We start from the raw sequence: 15,293 nt of genomic DNA, 5'->3' as shown, positions 1-15,293 counted from the left end.
ACAGCCACTGCGCTAAAAAACGGCATAAATGCCAAAAAGCCAGCACTTTGCACATTAACTAGCCATGCAGTTAAATTTCTCCAAAAAAGCGCTTGCAGGATAAATATCAGCGCTATATTATACGCGCACTCCAAACGGCAAGGGTCACAGAGACCTGGTTTGAAGTAGTTAACTAGACACTTAGTTTAGTTGCCCGAATAGCTCAGTCGGTAGAGCAGAGGATTGAAAATCCTCGTGTCCCTGGTTCGATTCCGGGTTCGGGCACCACAATTTAGCCGGCATAGCTCAGTTGGTAGAGCAACTGACTTGTAATCAGTAGGTCCCGAGTTCGACTCTTGGTGCCGGCACCATATAAAACAGCCTCGACAGTGTCGGGGCTTTTTTATATTTGAAATTTACCGCCCTTGATGGGATTCATGGCACTCCTGATACAAACATCCCCTCTCCTAATAAAGCCGTCATTAACGAGTTGCCCCTTTTGATACTAAGCAACAAAAAAGGAGCACTAGGCTCCTTTTAATTCGATAAACACTCTCGGCTATTTCCAGCTACGCATCTTATAGCCTTTCACGGCATAGAAGAGGATAAACAGGTAACAAGGCAACATCACCATATAGCCGCCCTGCTGACCAAGCGATGTGGCCGAGCTGGTTAATCCCCAAAACAGCGGACCGAATGCGCCACCTGCAATGCCCATCACCAATAGCGCAGAGCCTGTGCTGGTCAGTTTGCCCATGCCAGATAGCGCCAGCGGCCATACTGCTGGCCAGACGATGGCGTTAGCCAAGCCTAAGAAGGCGATCATCAACAGGGTATCTGGCAACATGGCGCCGCCGAAGGGAACCAGCAACGCATTGGCGATAGCATAGGACTCGTTGTCACCAAATAAGATCCCCAGCGTCAGCATTAGGCCTAGTATCGCCGAGATCATCAGCGCCTTAGGCTGAGAGATGAAACGGGGAATGGTCAGGATACCCAGGGAGTAGCCGATGACCATGCAGATCATGGTATAGGAGGTCATCACACCATAGTTTTCGACTCCGAGAGAGAGGGCGAAGGTGCCTATGGTATCGCCGGCGATCACTTCTACCGCCACATAGAAAAACAGTGCTACTACACCTAATGCCAGATTAGGATGAGACAGCGCCTCACGGGTATGCCCCTTGGTGCCCTGCCCTTGCTCGTCTTCATTTTCAAGCTCTGGCAGAGGCGACTTCTTCACCAGTAGCGCCAGCACACCGATAAAGATAGCCATGCCCAGATATGGGAACACTAGGCCATTGGCCATCTCGTCGATCTGCGCCTGGGTCAACTCTACGCCGACTCTGTCCTTAAAGCTATCGAGGATCAGGGCAGTAAACACCAGCGGCGCGATCACCCCTGCGCCCTTGTTGAGGATCCCCATGACACTCACGCGAGCGGCGGCCGACTCCTCGGGGCCGATTCTGACCACATAGGGATTCACCGCCGTCTGTAGCAGGGTCTGGCCCGTGCCCATCACCAGCTGAGCAAACAGAAATAACACAAATACCTGCGTCTTGGCCGCTGGTATGAATAGCAGGCCGGCTATCATCATGATCCCCATGCCCATCGCCATGCCCGTCTTGTAACCCACCTTACGGATCACCCATGCCGAGGGCAATGCGGTAAAGGTCACGGCGATATAAAAGGAGAAGAGAATGAGGGAGGCTTGAAGCGGGGTGAGTTGCAGGATCTGCTTGAGGTAAGGCATCAAGGACCCATTTAGCCAGGTCGCAAAACCCAGAATGAAGAAGAGTCCGGCAACGATCGCCATGGGGATCACGCTGCTGCGCTTACTTTCACTATTTAATGTCATTTCCATAAGCCTGTTTTCTTATAGTAATTAATCTTTGGATATCAGCTCGTGATATCGGCTTGGTACATTACAGCTTGGGCGGCAAGTAGCCCCCTTGTTTCATCGATGTTAAAACATAACCAGAAAAAAGACAACGCTGTCATTTTGGCTTTTTAGCCTTTGCAGGCTAACACAGCGTTTTCCTTATTAAATTGCCCAGCCATTATCTTCTATAAGACTTAAACCTTGATGAAGATGCCGCGCTTATACATCCAGTAGAGCAGCAGCCATTGCACCGAGAGCAAGGCGCTGGCAGACGCCAGTGGCTGCATCTCGATCGGCAGCGCCAGTATCGCGCCGCCAAATAGGCTGCTGGCAAGGTAGTCCCACTTCACCAGACTCGAGGCCAGATAGATGATGATGGCATTGCAGCCTATGACCACAAAGGCAAAAGCCAATCTGTGCAGCTTTAGCACATCCACCAGCGCATAGAAGATGGCAAGTAAGATAAGGCTCCAGCCCAGGGTGACCATAACAAAACTACTGGTCCAGAGATCTTTATTCACCGGAATATAAGGATTCATCAACCAGCCGAGCCCCAGGCTGAGCAAGCCAGCTAGTAACAGGATGCCAACCTTGGCCCATTCGCCCTTTGCCCCTCCCCACTTGGGATGAGACTTAACGATGAAGCGACCGGTAAAGACGCCGACTAAGGCATTGACTATGGCTGGAAGCGTCGAGAGGATCCCCTCAGGGTCTGTCGCCCTGCCCTGATAGCTAATACCGGGCAGAAACTTGCCGTCCACATAGGCGTTGATCGAACCAGACATAGAGAAGTCCCCGGCCACACCGCCGGGAACCGGCAGCAACAGCTGCATCGCGGCGTATCCAAGGAGTATACCGATGGCGACCAAGATCTGCGTCTTCAGCCCGGTATGCCACACCAGTAAGGCGGCGAAGAACCAGGCAAAGGCGATGCGTCCCAGCACGCTGGCATATCTCACCTCATCCGCCGCCATCGGCATGCCAGTGCCCCAGCCATGGTTATAGAGCACGCCAAACAGGAGGAGCAGCATCAGACGTTTTATCGCGTGGCGATAGAGGGAAAGACGCTCGGGCCAGGGCATTGAATCCAGGCGTTTGGGCGATAGGCCCAAGGCGACGCCGGAGAGGAAGATAAATAAAGGGAAGATAAGATCATAGAAGGTAAAGCCGTGCCACTGACTGTGGTGCATCTGGGCATCGGCGATACGCCAGCCCTGCCAGCCAGTCCAGACGAGCAGCGCCGCAAACAATGCCTCGCCCCCCAGGATCCAGAACATATCGAAGCCCCTTAGGGCATCGAGCGACATCAGCCTGGGTTTCGCGGCCGGTTTTGGATGGGTATCTGTTTTAGGTTCCATCAGGAGCCTCTCTCTTATCGTTATTATTATAAATCAAACACTAGGCTTAACCCGATCGGCACGAGCACTGAGCCTAATTAGCGCCTCAATTACGAGCAAAAATAGAGCGCTTGTTTCAGCGCCTTTTCCAATTCTCTAGCGCGACGACTAGGCATCTAATGGGGTCACTATGCCTGATAGACCAGCTGGCCATCTATGTAGGTGCGCGCCACTTGATTATCGCTGCCCAGCAACACCATATCCGCCCTGGCGCCTATGGTAAACACGCCGCGCTGACGATGACCGATAAACTCGGCGGGATATCTAGCCGCCATCCGCAGCGCCTCTTCCTGGGTCACGCCTAGCATGCTAACGCAGTTGTTGACCGCGCCAATCATATCCAGCACACATCCGGCAAGCTCGCCAGTTACTGCATTTAACCTGTCACCGCGGCGCACCACTTGGGTGCCAAACAGCTCGAAGCTGGCGTTATCGTCCATGCCCACAGGCGGCATGGCATCTGTCACCAGCATCACCTTGCCCCTTGGCTTGGCGGCGATAGCTACCTTAGCCGAAGCCGGATGCACATGGTGACCATCGACAATCAGGCCGCACCAGGCATCCTGACTTTCGAGCGCCGCGCCTACCATGCCCGGCGTCCTGGAATCCATGGGTGACATGGCGTTAAACAGGTGCGTGAAACCGGTAGCTCCCGCCTCAAGCGCCTTAATAACAGTGTCGTAGTCGGCATTAGAGTGACCGAGACAGACTCTGACGCCACATTCGACCAGGGCATGAATCACCTCTGGTGCGACGTTCTCCGGCGCCAGTGTCACCACCTTAGTCCCCAGATCATCACGGGCAAAAACCGCCAACTCTTCATCTGAGATACGTCGAATATAATTAGCCGGATGGACGCCCTTCTTGGGCACACTGAGGTGCGGCCCCTCGAAATGGATCCCCAGCACGCTTGGCGTATTCAGCGCCAGCGCCTCGGCCACTGCATCGGCGGCGGCGCGCATTACCTCAATTTCGTCGGTGATCAGGGTCGGCAAGAAACCCGTGGTGCCAAATCTGGCATGGGCCTGGCCTATGGTCTTTATCTTCTCGACGCTGGGCGCGTCGTTAAACAAGGCACCGCCGCCACCATTGACCTGAACATCAATAAAGCCAGGTACCAGGGTGCCGGCCAGCAAAATAGGCTCGACATCGCTCGCCCTATCGAAAGAGACGATACGCCCGTCCTCTATGGTGATGGCCTGGTTAAGGTGGAAGTGTTCGCCGTCAAATACCCGTTCGGCAATCAGTGTCTGTTTCATCGATTCGATTCCTGGCAAAACATCATCTACAACTCGTTAGCTTGGCTCACGCCTGACTGCTAAATCTTAACTGCTAAAACTTAAGTGCAAGAGCTTAACTGCAATAGCCTAACTACTAGAGCCTAGCTGCTGGCGCGCAAAATAGGCGGCGCCTAATTCGGGCGGGGCAAGGATTGGCGAGATCTTGTCGACCACCCGCCTATCCAACCAGGGAGCCAGAGGCTCGGCGAGGCCACCTATCATGGAGAAACGCGGCGGGTGGATCTCAAATAACTTGTGGGCCAAGGCACTGATATACGCGGCGCCCTCGACCACTATCGCCTTAGCCACCTCATCCTGGGCCTGTGCACAAGATAACACCGTGCGCGCCATGGTGGCATAACAACCGGATGATTTGCCCGCCAGATGCTCGACTATGCCCATGGCATCGTTCACCTTGAAGTGCTCCAACAGACGCTCTGTTAGCTGGGTAGCCGGGCCGAAGCCATCGAGATCTAACAGTACCTGCTGCGCGGCCTGTAAGCCAAGCCAGGCGCCGCTGCCCTTATCGCCCAGGGCAAAGCCGTGTCCGCCTAGGCTCAAGGACTGCTCGCCCACGTGGGCATAGCCGCAGGAGCCGGTACCTGTGATGATCACAGCGCCATCGCCACCTTTATGGGCGCCGATGCAGGCAGTGTGCAGATCTGTGGTGACATACATATCTGCGAATGGATGCTGCCATGCTTTGATCGCCTGATAGAGATGCGCGACATTGACTCCAGCCAGGCCTACGCCCGCCACCAGTGTCTTGCTGTCGCCAGCTTTTAGTCCGGCGTCTTCTAAGGCGAGCTCGGTCGCACGCGAGATAGAGTCGAAGGTATGTGTCAGGCCGTAAAGCGGATTTGCACGCCCGGCCACACCAGTGCCGATCACACTGTCATCGGCGGCGTAGATAGTCGCGCGGCATTTGCTGCCACCACCATCTATGCCTATGACGAGGGCCTGTTCCTCTGTCTGGTTAAATCCCATTACCAACCTCTTTCACAGTTTTATTATCCAGGGCATCTAGCTTCGCCCGCCCTGCCCACTGACTAAGTTAATGTCATGTTACAACAAAAATGACAACGCTGTCATTTAAAATGTTCGCTAAATTTGTGACAGCAAACTTCTCGGTCACTGCCCGGCTAACGCCTCTAAGGCGCCCAGATTTTTATTTGCTATTTAACAGGGAGGAAAGCGGTTATCGGCTCTTCGATAACCGCGCTAGCTTACATTGCATTTTCATTAGCTGGCTTAAGTCGCTTTTTCATTAGCTAGCTAAAATGAGCTATTTAGGCCAGTAGACTAATGCTGTCAGCGAAATACTAATTGACCTTGAGTATGCGCCCCTTGCGGATACCATCGGCGGCGACGCCTCTGACCTCTACTCTTCCTGAGACTCTAACCGCCTCTGTATATTGCTGCCACTGGCCGCCATCGAGTCGATACTCTATCCCAAGCCCGGGGTAGATGCTGTTCGCCTGCAGGTAACCCTCCTTGATCTTGGCGCCTAGGGTTGGCACACGATAGGCTATTCCTGCCCTATCCAGCTTAGCCAGCTCCTTATAGCCTAAGGTGTTGGCAAAGGTCTGCCACTGCACGCGCTGCTTCTCGCGCATCTCGGCCGTGAAGTAGTTTGTCTCAGGGCCATATTTAGCCCCCTGATATTGATATGGCACCTCCCAATCGGCTTTGTGCCATGCCCTTTCGGCGAGCACTAACAGGCGAGGAAACACCATATATTCCACCACTTGATCTGAGCGTATGGTCTCGCTCCAGAGCTGGCCCTGGATCCCTTTGAATCTAACGCCTTGATTTAGCGGGCCGCTGAGGCGTTTGCCCGCGTCATCCAGCTTAAGGGTATCGTCGGCTTCAAATGGCTTACCTTCTATATCCGTCCACTGCTCGGCGTTGGCCGGAAGGTTATCTGGCATGAAGCTAAAGAGTTTGCGCTCGTTGGTGCTGCGACTCGCCCAGTAGTATCCATGCTCTTTGGGATCGGCCTCGTAAGGGAAATCGAAATAGAGCACCTCGGGATTACTCAGTACCGTATCCCAGCCCAGGTTGGCCTGTGCATGGGCGCGCTTATGGCCGCCGTGGGCAACCACATCCCAGATGTTAGTTTGATTCTTTGCCGGCATACGCTCGGGTCGGGTATGGCTCATGCCATCGCTCCAGCCCGCGGTTTCAATCCCTTTATCGGCCAGCATCTTGGCTACCCGCTCGATGAAGTAAGCCCCATAATGTGCCTCGCTATCCAGGCCGCTGTCTTTGTCTGCAAGCAGTGCCTGACAGACGGGTGACTCGACCCAGGCACCGGCGGTTTCATCGGCGCCGATATGATAAAGCTCTAGGCTCTGACCTGCAGCCTGATGCAGCTTGGCTATCTCACTCACCACCTTATCGACAAAGTGATAACTGGAATCCATACAGACGTTGAGCGTATTGTCGTCATAATATTGGATCGAGGCGTAGCGGGTCTTATCCAGCGGATCGATGAGGCGATACTCGTTTGCAGCGGCTTCATTGCCTTCAGCCATCAGACGGCGATACCTGGCCTCCATCGACTTGATGGCGGCGCGCGAGTGACCCGGCATATCCATGGACGGTATCACCTGAATTTGGCGCGCGCCGGCATACTTAAGGATCTCGATATAATCGGCCTTTGAGTAGAAACCATTAACCTTACTATCGCCATCTGGGCCGCTGCCCAGCTGCGGCAATAAACAGGTATCTTCCTGCAGGTCGTGACAGCGACGACTGCCCACCAGGGTCAGCTCGGGCAGGCCGTCTATCTCTAGGCGCCAGCCCTCATCATCGGCCATATGCAAATGTAGCTTGTTTAGCTTATAGGCCGCCATCTGATCCAGCAGGTCTAAGATAAACTGCTTGCTGTGAAAATTACGCGCCACGTCGACATGCATGCCGCGAAAGTCATATCTAGGCTCATCTTCAATCTGCATGGCATTGAGCGATAGGGTGTCGAGAGAGATAAGGCTTGTTAGCGAGGCCAAGCCATAGGAGAAACCGGCATCGTCGCTGGCGCCTATGGTGATGCCATCTGAGGTAATATCGAGGCGATAGCCCCCTTCGGCGAGTTTAGTCTTCGACGGCTCTAACTTGAGTGGGATACCTTGAGGCGACGGCTTAACGCCAAGGCGGGCCAGGCGAGCCAAGGCCGCCTCCACAGACGCCTTAGCTACACCGCCAGCATCCAGATGATAGCCAGAGGCCAGGGATAACACTGGGCTTTGACTATTGATTATTTGTCGCTTGGGCGTTGGGATGATCGCGTTGACGGCAAGCTCAGGGCGACTCTCGATATCCTGGTTTGCATCAAACAAGACCTGAGGTGTCGCCCACTTAAGCTTATCGGTATCGCTACGCTTATATTGGCTCTCAGCACTGACATAAGTCTCGACATAGGGCCGCTGCTCCATGCCGGTACTGGCATCGACAGTCAGCTGAGTACTGCTGATGATCTCGGGCTTAAGGCCGGGAACGACGATATAGTAATTGGGCATGGCATCGGTTTCCGATAGCTGCCATAACTCACCGAGAAAGGCGATGTCGACCGGTTGACCTTTCTTGAAACCGCTAAATTTATCCGTGGGCGTGATGCGATGCAGATCCCCTTTAACCTGAGTCAGCTCAAAGGCATCGGTTAGCACCTGTTTTACCGGCCGCATCTGGCTGTAGTAGATAGCCCAATCCTTACGGCCAAAATCGACACCCGGGACTAATTCGATCTGGGCGGCAAAACAGCGGCCATCGACACCTGTTGAGGTGCACTGCTGAGGATAATTGGTCAGGGTGTGATAATTAACGGCAAGGCTAGTAGCAAACTGATACAGTACCTGCTGAGCAGAACTTTCGCTGACCTGCTGCGCCGCGACGCCTTTATCCTTGGCAATTTGGTTAGTGGTTGGCTGACTGCACCCAAACAGTCCCAGGCTCATGAGTAATGTTATTGGAATGAGCTTATTATTCATTGTTATCCTCACTTTTCTCGACTTGAACTATCAAGTCTCATTGCAGCCACCCTTCCCCGTCAGCATAGGCAATCAGCTTCCTGTTATTGCGATATCTGAGATAGCCACCACTTTATGCCAATCCTAATAAATAACTGTTCAAGCTAACTTGTTAAAACGTTCGATAACTGCATTACTTTTTTGATTGTAGAATCACTACTTACCTAAAAATTCAGCCTTGCTCTCAATCGTTTTCCCTGCGCTATTGCTGATCACTTACTTATTGCACTTGGTCTTATTTGCCGCCGCATCTTGCCCTATTTGCAAATAGATGCAACGGCGAAAACAGATCATCGTCAGACATTTATAAATCTGGCGGCTCCCCGAACCCCACCTGGCAATTACAAGCATCTAGAATTGGCATGTAATCAGGCTATAGAAAGCGTTCTGGCTACGGCAAGCAATCTGACAATGAAAGAAATCTGTTTATTTAATCTGAAGCTCTGCAAGACAACGAACGCCCAGCTCTGCTGTGCTTTGCTCGCTGCTCCGCATTTCCCTAGAGCCCACTCATCAGGCGTCACTCTAATCCAGAAAAAAGCGCTAGATGCATCATGTATCAAGTGCCACCGATAAAGGCGCCTTTTGAGACATAACACATCTAGCCATCTCTAGTATCTGGGGAGAGACTATAGGAAAAAACAAACACAATAACCATTGCTACAAACTTAATGGCTACTGCCAATGCACAGGTTAGGAGACCTCTTCCTAACAATGCAAACCTTACAAAACGAACGTGCCACACAAGCAAATGACAACGCTGTCATTTATTAATCTACCTAATAAAGAACAGAATTTCTACATTTTTTTGACATTCTGAGGCAATTTTTTATCTGCCCGTTGAAAACCGCCAGTCCCAGACACAGCTACAAAGACAGTACCCAACATCAAATGCCACATAAATATGACAACGCTGTCAACTGTTGATAACATCCAGGAGATACTCAAAGCCGAAAACGAGCACCAATGCTAACGAAAAGGACCTATGAGTATGGGTGTGGCGCCAGATGATAGTGTGGAGAAAATGGGAGGTCTTATGAGAAGAGTATCAAAAAGAGCAAGCTTATGCCCTCCCAGTGATAAATTTAATTCGAAGCGCCGAACAGTGAAAATTGCTCAACTTAACGCCTTTATCGCACCACTTTAGCGCCTACTAGATTTAATAGTACTTGCACTATGGTCGCCACTAGCGGTAAAAGATTAACCCAGCGTTTCCCTGCCTAACAAACAATGGGCTGGGAACAGACACCACAAACTAAAATTAACTAAGGTAAAAACATGGCAAAGATTGTCCCCCTATCGACAGAAAAGCATCTCAACATCAAGCTGACTCATTCAAACGATTTCAGCCGTTTCAACAAGGAACACCTGATCCCTGTACTGGCCAGGGAGATCCCTAGCCTGGCAGCCGAATTTCCCATCGTTTTCGTGAAGAATGGCGAGACCGGCCAGTTTATTCCAGTAGCCATCATGGGGATCGAGCCCGAAGTTAACCTCTACTGCCAGAGCAACCAATGGGATGCGCCAATCAGCCCAATCGGCTTTAGCAATGCGCCGCTGTCCATCGCCAGAACCTCGGAGGAAGGCGACAATGTGATCGTCTGCATCGATGAGGAGAGCCCTATGGTGTCAGAGGACGCTGGCAATCGACTCTTCACCGACGAGGGTGAACGTAGTGAATACCTGACGGCGCGAACCAATGCCCTGCTGGATGTCGCCGCCATGCATCAACAGACACAGGCTGTTTGCCAATACCTGGCAGATAAGAACTTACTGGTTTCTCAGCAGCTAACGATTAAGCTGGAAAGATCTGAGCAGAAGATCAACATCAATGGTGTCTACCTGATCGACGATAAGGTGCTGAACGAGCTAAGCGATGAGGATTTCCTCGAGCTTAGAAAGAAAGGTTTGCTGCCTATCGTCTATGCTCACAGAGCCTCACTTAACCAGCTGTCTCGCCTTATCGCCAAGCAAAATCAGTTCGATAAGCTGCAATAAGTATCCGCTACAAGCTAATGGCGGGACGTTGGATTAAACTGCGCCCCGCCAAAGCGATTGTGCCCATTCAGAACTCAAACGTCATAGCGCTTCGAGCTCAACATTTTTGTAAGCCATATACCGCGATCTTCTCTAGCAACTCCCTGTGTTCTGGCAGCTCCTTCATCAGGTGCTCACCCACACTCGCTATCTGCCGTGCCTGGGCCTGCCAGGCTTCTCTGCGATCTTTACCTGCAACTTGAGGCACCGTTGGATAATGCATGCCATAGAGGACATAGAGATAGTTCTCTAAGTCGAACACCTCAAACTTGCTGAAGAAATCTTGCCTTATGGGGTAATGGTTTTGCCAAAGCTTGAGTCGAGTGGCGAGCTCACTCGGAATCGTTGCCGGATCGCGATTATCGACCCAGAACGGCGAGTCACTCCTGTCTGACAGGCAGTAGTGCATCTTGATAAATTCGACGACGCGCTCCCAGGCATAGGTCATCACCTGATTAAATTGTTCAGAGAGCAAGGCAAGCGCCTCGCTATCCTTAGGCATGCGATTAGCCACGAAGCCTGCGGCAAAATCGGTCAGCAAGATAGAGGTGGCTTCCAAGGGCTCGAGGAAGCCCTGAGCCAACCCCAAGGAGAGGCAATTCTTATGCAAGAACTCACTGCGATAGCCAAGCTTCATCGGCAAGACCCGATATTGATACTGGGCGACATCCTGCCCCAGATATCGGGAGAGCTTGTTAAGCGCTGTGTCATCATCCATATGTTTAGAGGAGTAGACAAAGCCGACACCACGCCTATGGGTCAAGGCGATATCCCATATCCAGCCGGCCTGATGCGCCGTCGCCAGGGTATAAGGCGGGATCGCCTCATTCTCATCGATAGGTACCTGCACTGCTATCGCCTTGTCGGCAAACAGCTGATGAGACTTATCGACAAAGGGCACCTTGAGCGTCTTGTCGATAAGCAAGGATTCAAAGCCACTGCAATCGATAAAAAAGTCGGCGCCGATACTGCCCCGGCAATCGGTTTCCAGGGAGGCTATTTCACCATTTTCCCTTAACGTGACCTCTTGCACATTGGCCATGATATGTTCGACGTTGAAACGCCTGATGGCATTTTCGGCAAGCAGCTTGGCAAACTTAGCCGCATTGAGGTGATAGGCGTAACCCAGCGCTCCCTCATATTCGCTGTGGGTGATCCGCTTCGGCGCTCGTCCGGCTTCGCACACCTTGTGCTGAGGCGAGACCATGTCGCCGTATGCGGCATTAGCATTATCTAACCAATGTTGGGTCAGATCCTCCCCCAAAGGGCTCGGCATATCGAACAGGTGATGATAGAAGTTCCCTGCCCCGTGACGGTCCTTATCCATCCAATTGACGAACTTAATAGACTGCTTAAAGGTGACGTCACACCGACGAATAAACTCAGATTCACTTATCCCAAAGCGTTTCAGACTCTGACGAATGGCGGGCACTGTACCTTCGCCGACCCCTATGATGGGAATATCGGGAGACTCCACCAGCGTAATGGTCACGTCCAGGCGATGCTCAAGGGCCTTGCCCAGGTGATTGGCCGCCAACCAGCCTGCCGTGCCGCCGCCCAATATAAGGATACGCTTAATGTCCATGGTTTCACCTCTGCCCTACTCTTGGTCTAATTAAAGGTCGGTGCAAATAACAAGTTACTACTAAAAAGCCGGTGCTAATAAAAAGCCCAGCATAAGCCGGGCTTTGTACACTCATGTGTCGATTAGAAACGCAGTGCGACACCCACCTTGTATCTCGCTTCGCCTTCGAAGCTCCATACCGGGTAGTTATCTTTAAACTCGGCAATCACATCTGGGTTGTCGACAGGCGAGACACCTATCTGGATACTGTCTTCCTCTGTGAGGTTAACGGCTTCGAAGGTCAGATCCATCCAATCGGTCACGCTGTAGTTCATGCTCAGATCCAGCGAGCCATAGTCTTGGTGCTGACGGTTACCATAGAAACCTGGTAGCTCACGCATCATGTATTCGCTGCGCCAGTTGTAGGCCAAACGCGCAGAGAAGCTTTCCATCTCATAGTAGCCCACAAGGTTAACCGTGTGCTTAGAAGAGTCAGAGAAGACACCCACTTTATCTGGGTAATTCTCGGCTGGAGAGCCGGCATCGGCGAAGGTATAGTTAACCGAGTAGCCCAGGCCGTTTTCAAACGAGTCTTGCAGCTGCAGCTCAACCCCTTCGATATGACCACCGTTAGCATTGTACTTCTCGCTGACTGTCCAGCAGTCATAGACGCCAACACCACAGGCGCTGTAGCCTTGATCTCTGAGGTTATCGTCTTCGATGCCAATCTGTTGATTTAGCTTCTGACGTGTGGTGATGAAAGAGCTCACGTCTTTGATGAAGTAGGTCAAAGAGGCCAGACCCTCACCGCCGAAGTACCATTCCAGGCTCACATCGGCCTGGGTCGCCTTAAATGGCTCCAGAGCAACAGAACCACGGTTGAGTTTTTCGTTGCCTGGCGTGCCATCGTTCAGACCAGGAAGAGTCGAAGTAGCAAACAGGTCTGCGTAGTTAGGACGAGACATCACCTGAGCCGCCGTGGTACGTAGCAAGAGATCCGGTGCTAAGTCGAACGTCACGTTGATGCTTGGCAATACGTCGCTATAGCTCGACTTGTCAGTGCTCAACTCATCGGCGAACTGACCACTTGAGCTCAGCGCATAGTAATCAGACTCGATATCGGTGGAGATGAAACGTAGACCAAAGTTACCGCGGATCCCTTCCGCCTCGAAGTTAGCCATGGCGTAGGCGGCCAGGTTCTTCTCATTCAGGGTACCGTAACCAGACTTATCGCGGGTAAAGCCATCAACTGAGGCTTTAGCGTCACGGATCATGGCATCGAAATTTGGCTTAGGCAGAGTAAAACCTGCGCCAGATGAGATGGTGCCTGAGTAGTATTCAGAGGCATCCTTAGCCACTATGTCACCCACGATTGCCGCGTCAGTTTGCTGTGTCACGTCATGGTCGGCATAGCGCACGCCGGCTTTAATCGAGGTGATGGCACCAAAATCAACCGGGAAGGTCAGATCGAACTGAGCGTAGGTCTCTTCGTCGGTGTTAGGCTGTTTCTTCAGCGCCCAACCTGCAGTTTCTAGCTGACCATTGAAGTCGCCCGCATCGAAAGACTTGTTGGCAATGTCGATAATGATCTTCTCACCAGTAGCGTCATAGTGACCGGCGAAGTCACCAGGCTGACCGATAGAGTTACCATAGTTAGAGGTTAGGCTAGTACCACCATCTGCCTTGGTGTTACCGACGCGGCCTTCGAGGGTGAAACCTTCACCTTCATACTTGAAGTCCAGGTCATAGGTATCTGAAGACATCTCGGCTTCACGAGCCCAAGTCTGTGCCCAGGCAAATCCACCCTCGCCCGTATGGGTAATGTCGGTACAAACACCCGCAGCATTAGTCTTATTACAGGTGCTTACACCTTGCTGAGTAGGGAAGAGGAAGATAGAGGTGTTGGCGTTATTTGCTTTTAGATCTAGGCTAGTAACCGTTAGGCCGAACTCTAAGTTGTCGGTTGGACGATACTGAGCGGCAATGTTGTAAGCGGTGCGCTCACGATCTTGTTGGAAAGTTGTCGGTACAATTTCGCCCCAACCCAGTAAGGTTTCGATACCGTTGCGCTGATAGTCGGTTTGAGAGCCCGCAGCAGAGACCAGAACACCGAAGGTTTCGTCCTCATTAGCCCAGCTATACAAGCCAGAAACCGCAGGATCTGTCGCCTCAGAGACAGTACCATAGTCGCCCTTGGCACTTAAGAATAGGGTATTAGCATCTAAGTCCAGCGGCTTACGGGTCTTAACAACCACGGTACCACCGATACCACCTTCTGTGATGTCGGCCTGAGAAGACTTAAAGACTTCGATGCCACTGATCATCTCGGGTGGCAGCAGAGAATAGTTAAAGCTACGGTCGATAGCCTGTTGGTCAAACCAACCGGTCGAGGCAACCGAGTGACCATTTAACAGTGTGCGAGTTAGCTGAGCAGAGGCGCCGCGAATCGACACCTGCTGGCCTTGACCAAACTGGCGGTTAACGGTAACACCAGGAATACGACCCAGTGACTCACCTACATCGCCATCGGGGAATTTACCAATGTCTTCGGCCGTAACGGCGTCGACAACGGCATCAGAAAATCTTTTGGCGTTAATTGACGCCTTCATCGAAGCACGCAGACCACGTACTTCAATTTTTTCAATATTATCAGTATTAACCGCTTCTGCATCGGCCTCTGCCGCTAGAGCAGAAACAGACACTGCACCGCTCATCAGCAGGGCAATATTTGTAGCTAGTACACTTTTCTTAAAAGTAGATGGTCGCATCTCGTTTCCCTTCCATAACTTTATTATCTTTTTTCGTATTCATAACCATCCCCGAAGGAATGACAACGCTGTCATGTGAGTACAAAGATTACACAACAATTAACAGATGCGCCACAACAAAATAACCAAAAGCAGGAATTTCTTTGGATTTATACATTTATTAAACAAAACACGCTCTTTGCATCTTGTTGCAATTCACTGATAAACAAGGATAAAAATCACTAGCTTTCGAAACGGGACAAATGTAATTCGGGATAGAAATCAATTTGATGATTGCTTAATAGCGTAAAACTCAGCAATATTGTCGCCAGGGGAAGTGAGATCTGCTGTGTAACCATACAGTACATTGTTTGAGACA

At 51.7% G+C, this 15,293-nt stretch carries 8 protein-coding genes and 2 tRNA genes; 3 read left to right on the top strand and 7 right to left on the bottom strand.

The features are described from left to right. The first annotated feature begins 191 nt into the window (after window positions 1-191). Window positions 192-267 (top strand) — tRNA-Phe (locus AYI87_RS08490). Window positions 268-274: 7 nt separating this feature from the next. After that, window positions 275-350 (top strand) — tRNA-Thr (locus tag AYI87_RS08485). Between the two features lie 188 nt (window positions 351-538). On the opposite strand, the gene nagP is transcribed toward AYI87_RS08485, so the two are convergent. The 5 genes from nagP to AYI87_RS08460 all read right to left on the bottom strand — a co-directional run bounded on the left by nagP (window position 539) and on the right by AYI87_RS08460 (window position 8,527). Further along, window positions 539-1,843: an N-acetylglucosamine MFS transporter NagP gene (gene nagP / locus AYI87_RS08480; protein ID WP_409928966.1), complete on the bottom strand. Its 1,305-nt coding sequence runs from the start codon at window positions 1,841-1,843 to the stop codon at window positions 539-541. Between the two features lie 212 nt (window positions 1,844-2,055). Further along, window positions 2,056-3,219, bottom strand: a complete 1,164-nt coding sequence (nagX, locus tag AYI87_RS08475) for a transmembrane glucosamine N-acetyltransferase NagX (protein WP_144201205.1) — start codon at window positions 3,217-3,219, stop codon at window positions 2,056-2,058. Window positions 3,220-3,386: 167 nt separating this feature from the next. Then, a complete protein-coding gene (gene nagA, locus AYI87_RS08470; RefSeq protein ID WP_144201203.1) occupies window positions 3,387-4,517 on the bottom strand; it encodes an N-acetylglucosamine-6-phosphate deacetylase in 1,131 nt (376 codons plus the stop codon). A gap of 108 nt (window positions 4,518-4,625) precedes the next feature. Beyond that, a complete protein-coding gene (nagK, locus tag AYI87_RS08465) occupies window positions 4,626-5,525 on the bottom strand; it encodes an N-acetylglucosamine kinase (protein WP_144201201.1) in 900 nt (299 codons plus the stop codon). A 335-nt stretch (window positions 5,526-5,860) separates the two neighbouring features. Then, window positions 5,861-8,527, bottom strand: coding sequence for a family 20 glycosylhydrolase (locus AYI87_RS08460; RefSeq protein ID WP_144201199.1), 2,667 nt, complete (start codon window positions 8,525-8,527; stop codon window positions 5,861-5,863). Window positions 8,528-9,844: 1,317 nt separating this feature from the next. Here AYI87_RS08460 and AYI87_RS08455 point away from each other — a divergent pair. After that, entirely contained in the window at window positions 9,845-10,564 is a 720-nt protein-coding gene (locus tag AYI87_RS08455; protein ID WP_011864918.1) for a SapC family protein, read from the top strand. 97 nt (window positions 10,565-10,661) lie between these two features. Here the strand turns inward: AYI87_RS08455 and AYI87_RS08450 are convergent, their stop codons facing one another. Together AYI87_RS08450 and AYI87_RS08445 are read right to left on the bottom strand one after the other, a co-directional pair. After that, entirely contained in the window at window positions 10,662-12,188 is a 1,527-nt protein-coding gene (locus AYI87_RS08450) for a tryptophan halogenase family protein (RefSeq protein WP_144201197.1), read from the bottom strand. A 122-nt stretch (window positions 12,189-12,310) separates the two neighbouring features. Beyond that, window positions 12,311-14,935, bottom strand: a complete 2,625-nt coding sequence (locus AYI87_RS08445) for a TonB-dependent receptor (protein ID WP_144201195.1) — start codon at window positions 14,933-14,935, stop codon at window positions 12,311-12,313. Between the last annotated feature and the right edge of the window lie 358 nt (window positions 14,936-15,293).

This window comes from Shewanella sp. KCT (genome assembly GCF_007636505.1).
Taxonomy (GTDB): Bacteria; Pseudomonadota; Gammaproteobacteria; order Enterobacterales; family Shewanellaceae; genus Shewanella; species Shewanella halotolerans.
The sequence above is the reverse complement of the archived record's forward strand: the minus strand, read 5'-3'. Positions and strand labels throughout refer to the sequence as shown.

Bases quoted from the DNA above. Each gene is read 5' to 3' on its own strand.
- AYI87_RS08450 (WP_144201197.1), bottom strand. From the start codon at position 12,188: ATGGACATTAAGCGTATCCTTATATTGGGCGGCGGCACGGCAGGCTGG.
- nagA (WP_144201203.1), bottom strand. From the start codon at position 4,517: ATGAAACAGACACTGATTGCCGAACGGGTATTTGACGGCGAACACTTC.
- nagK (WP_144201201.1), bottom strand. From the start codon at position 5,525: ATGGGATTTAACCAGACAGAGGAACAGGCCCTCGTCATAGGCATAGAT.
- AYI87_RS08460 (WP_144201199.1), bottom strand. From the start codon at position 8,527: ATGAATAATAAGCTCATTCCAATAACATTACTCATGAGCCTGGGACTG.
- AYI87_RS08455 (WP_011864918.1), top strand. From the start codon at position 9,845: ATGGCAAAGATTGTCCCCCTATCGACAGAAAAGCATCTCAACATCAAG.
- nagX (WP_144201205.1), bottom strand. From the start codon at position 3,219: ATGGAACCTAAAACAGATACCCATCCAAAACCGGCCGCGAAACCCAGG.
- nagP (WP_409928966.1), bottom strand. From the start codon at position 1,843: ATGGAAATGACATTAAATAGTGAAAGTAAGCGCAGCAGCGTGATCCCC.
- AYI87_RS08445 (WP_144201195.1), bottom strand. From the start codon at position 14,935: ATGCGACCATCTACTTTTAAGAAAAGTGTACTAGCTACAAATATTGCC.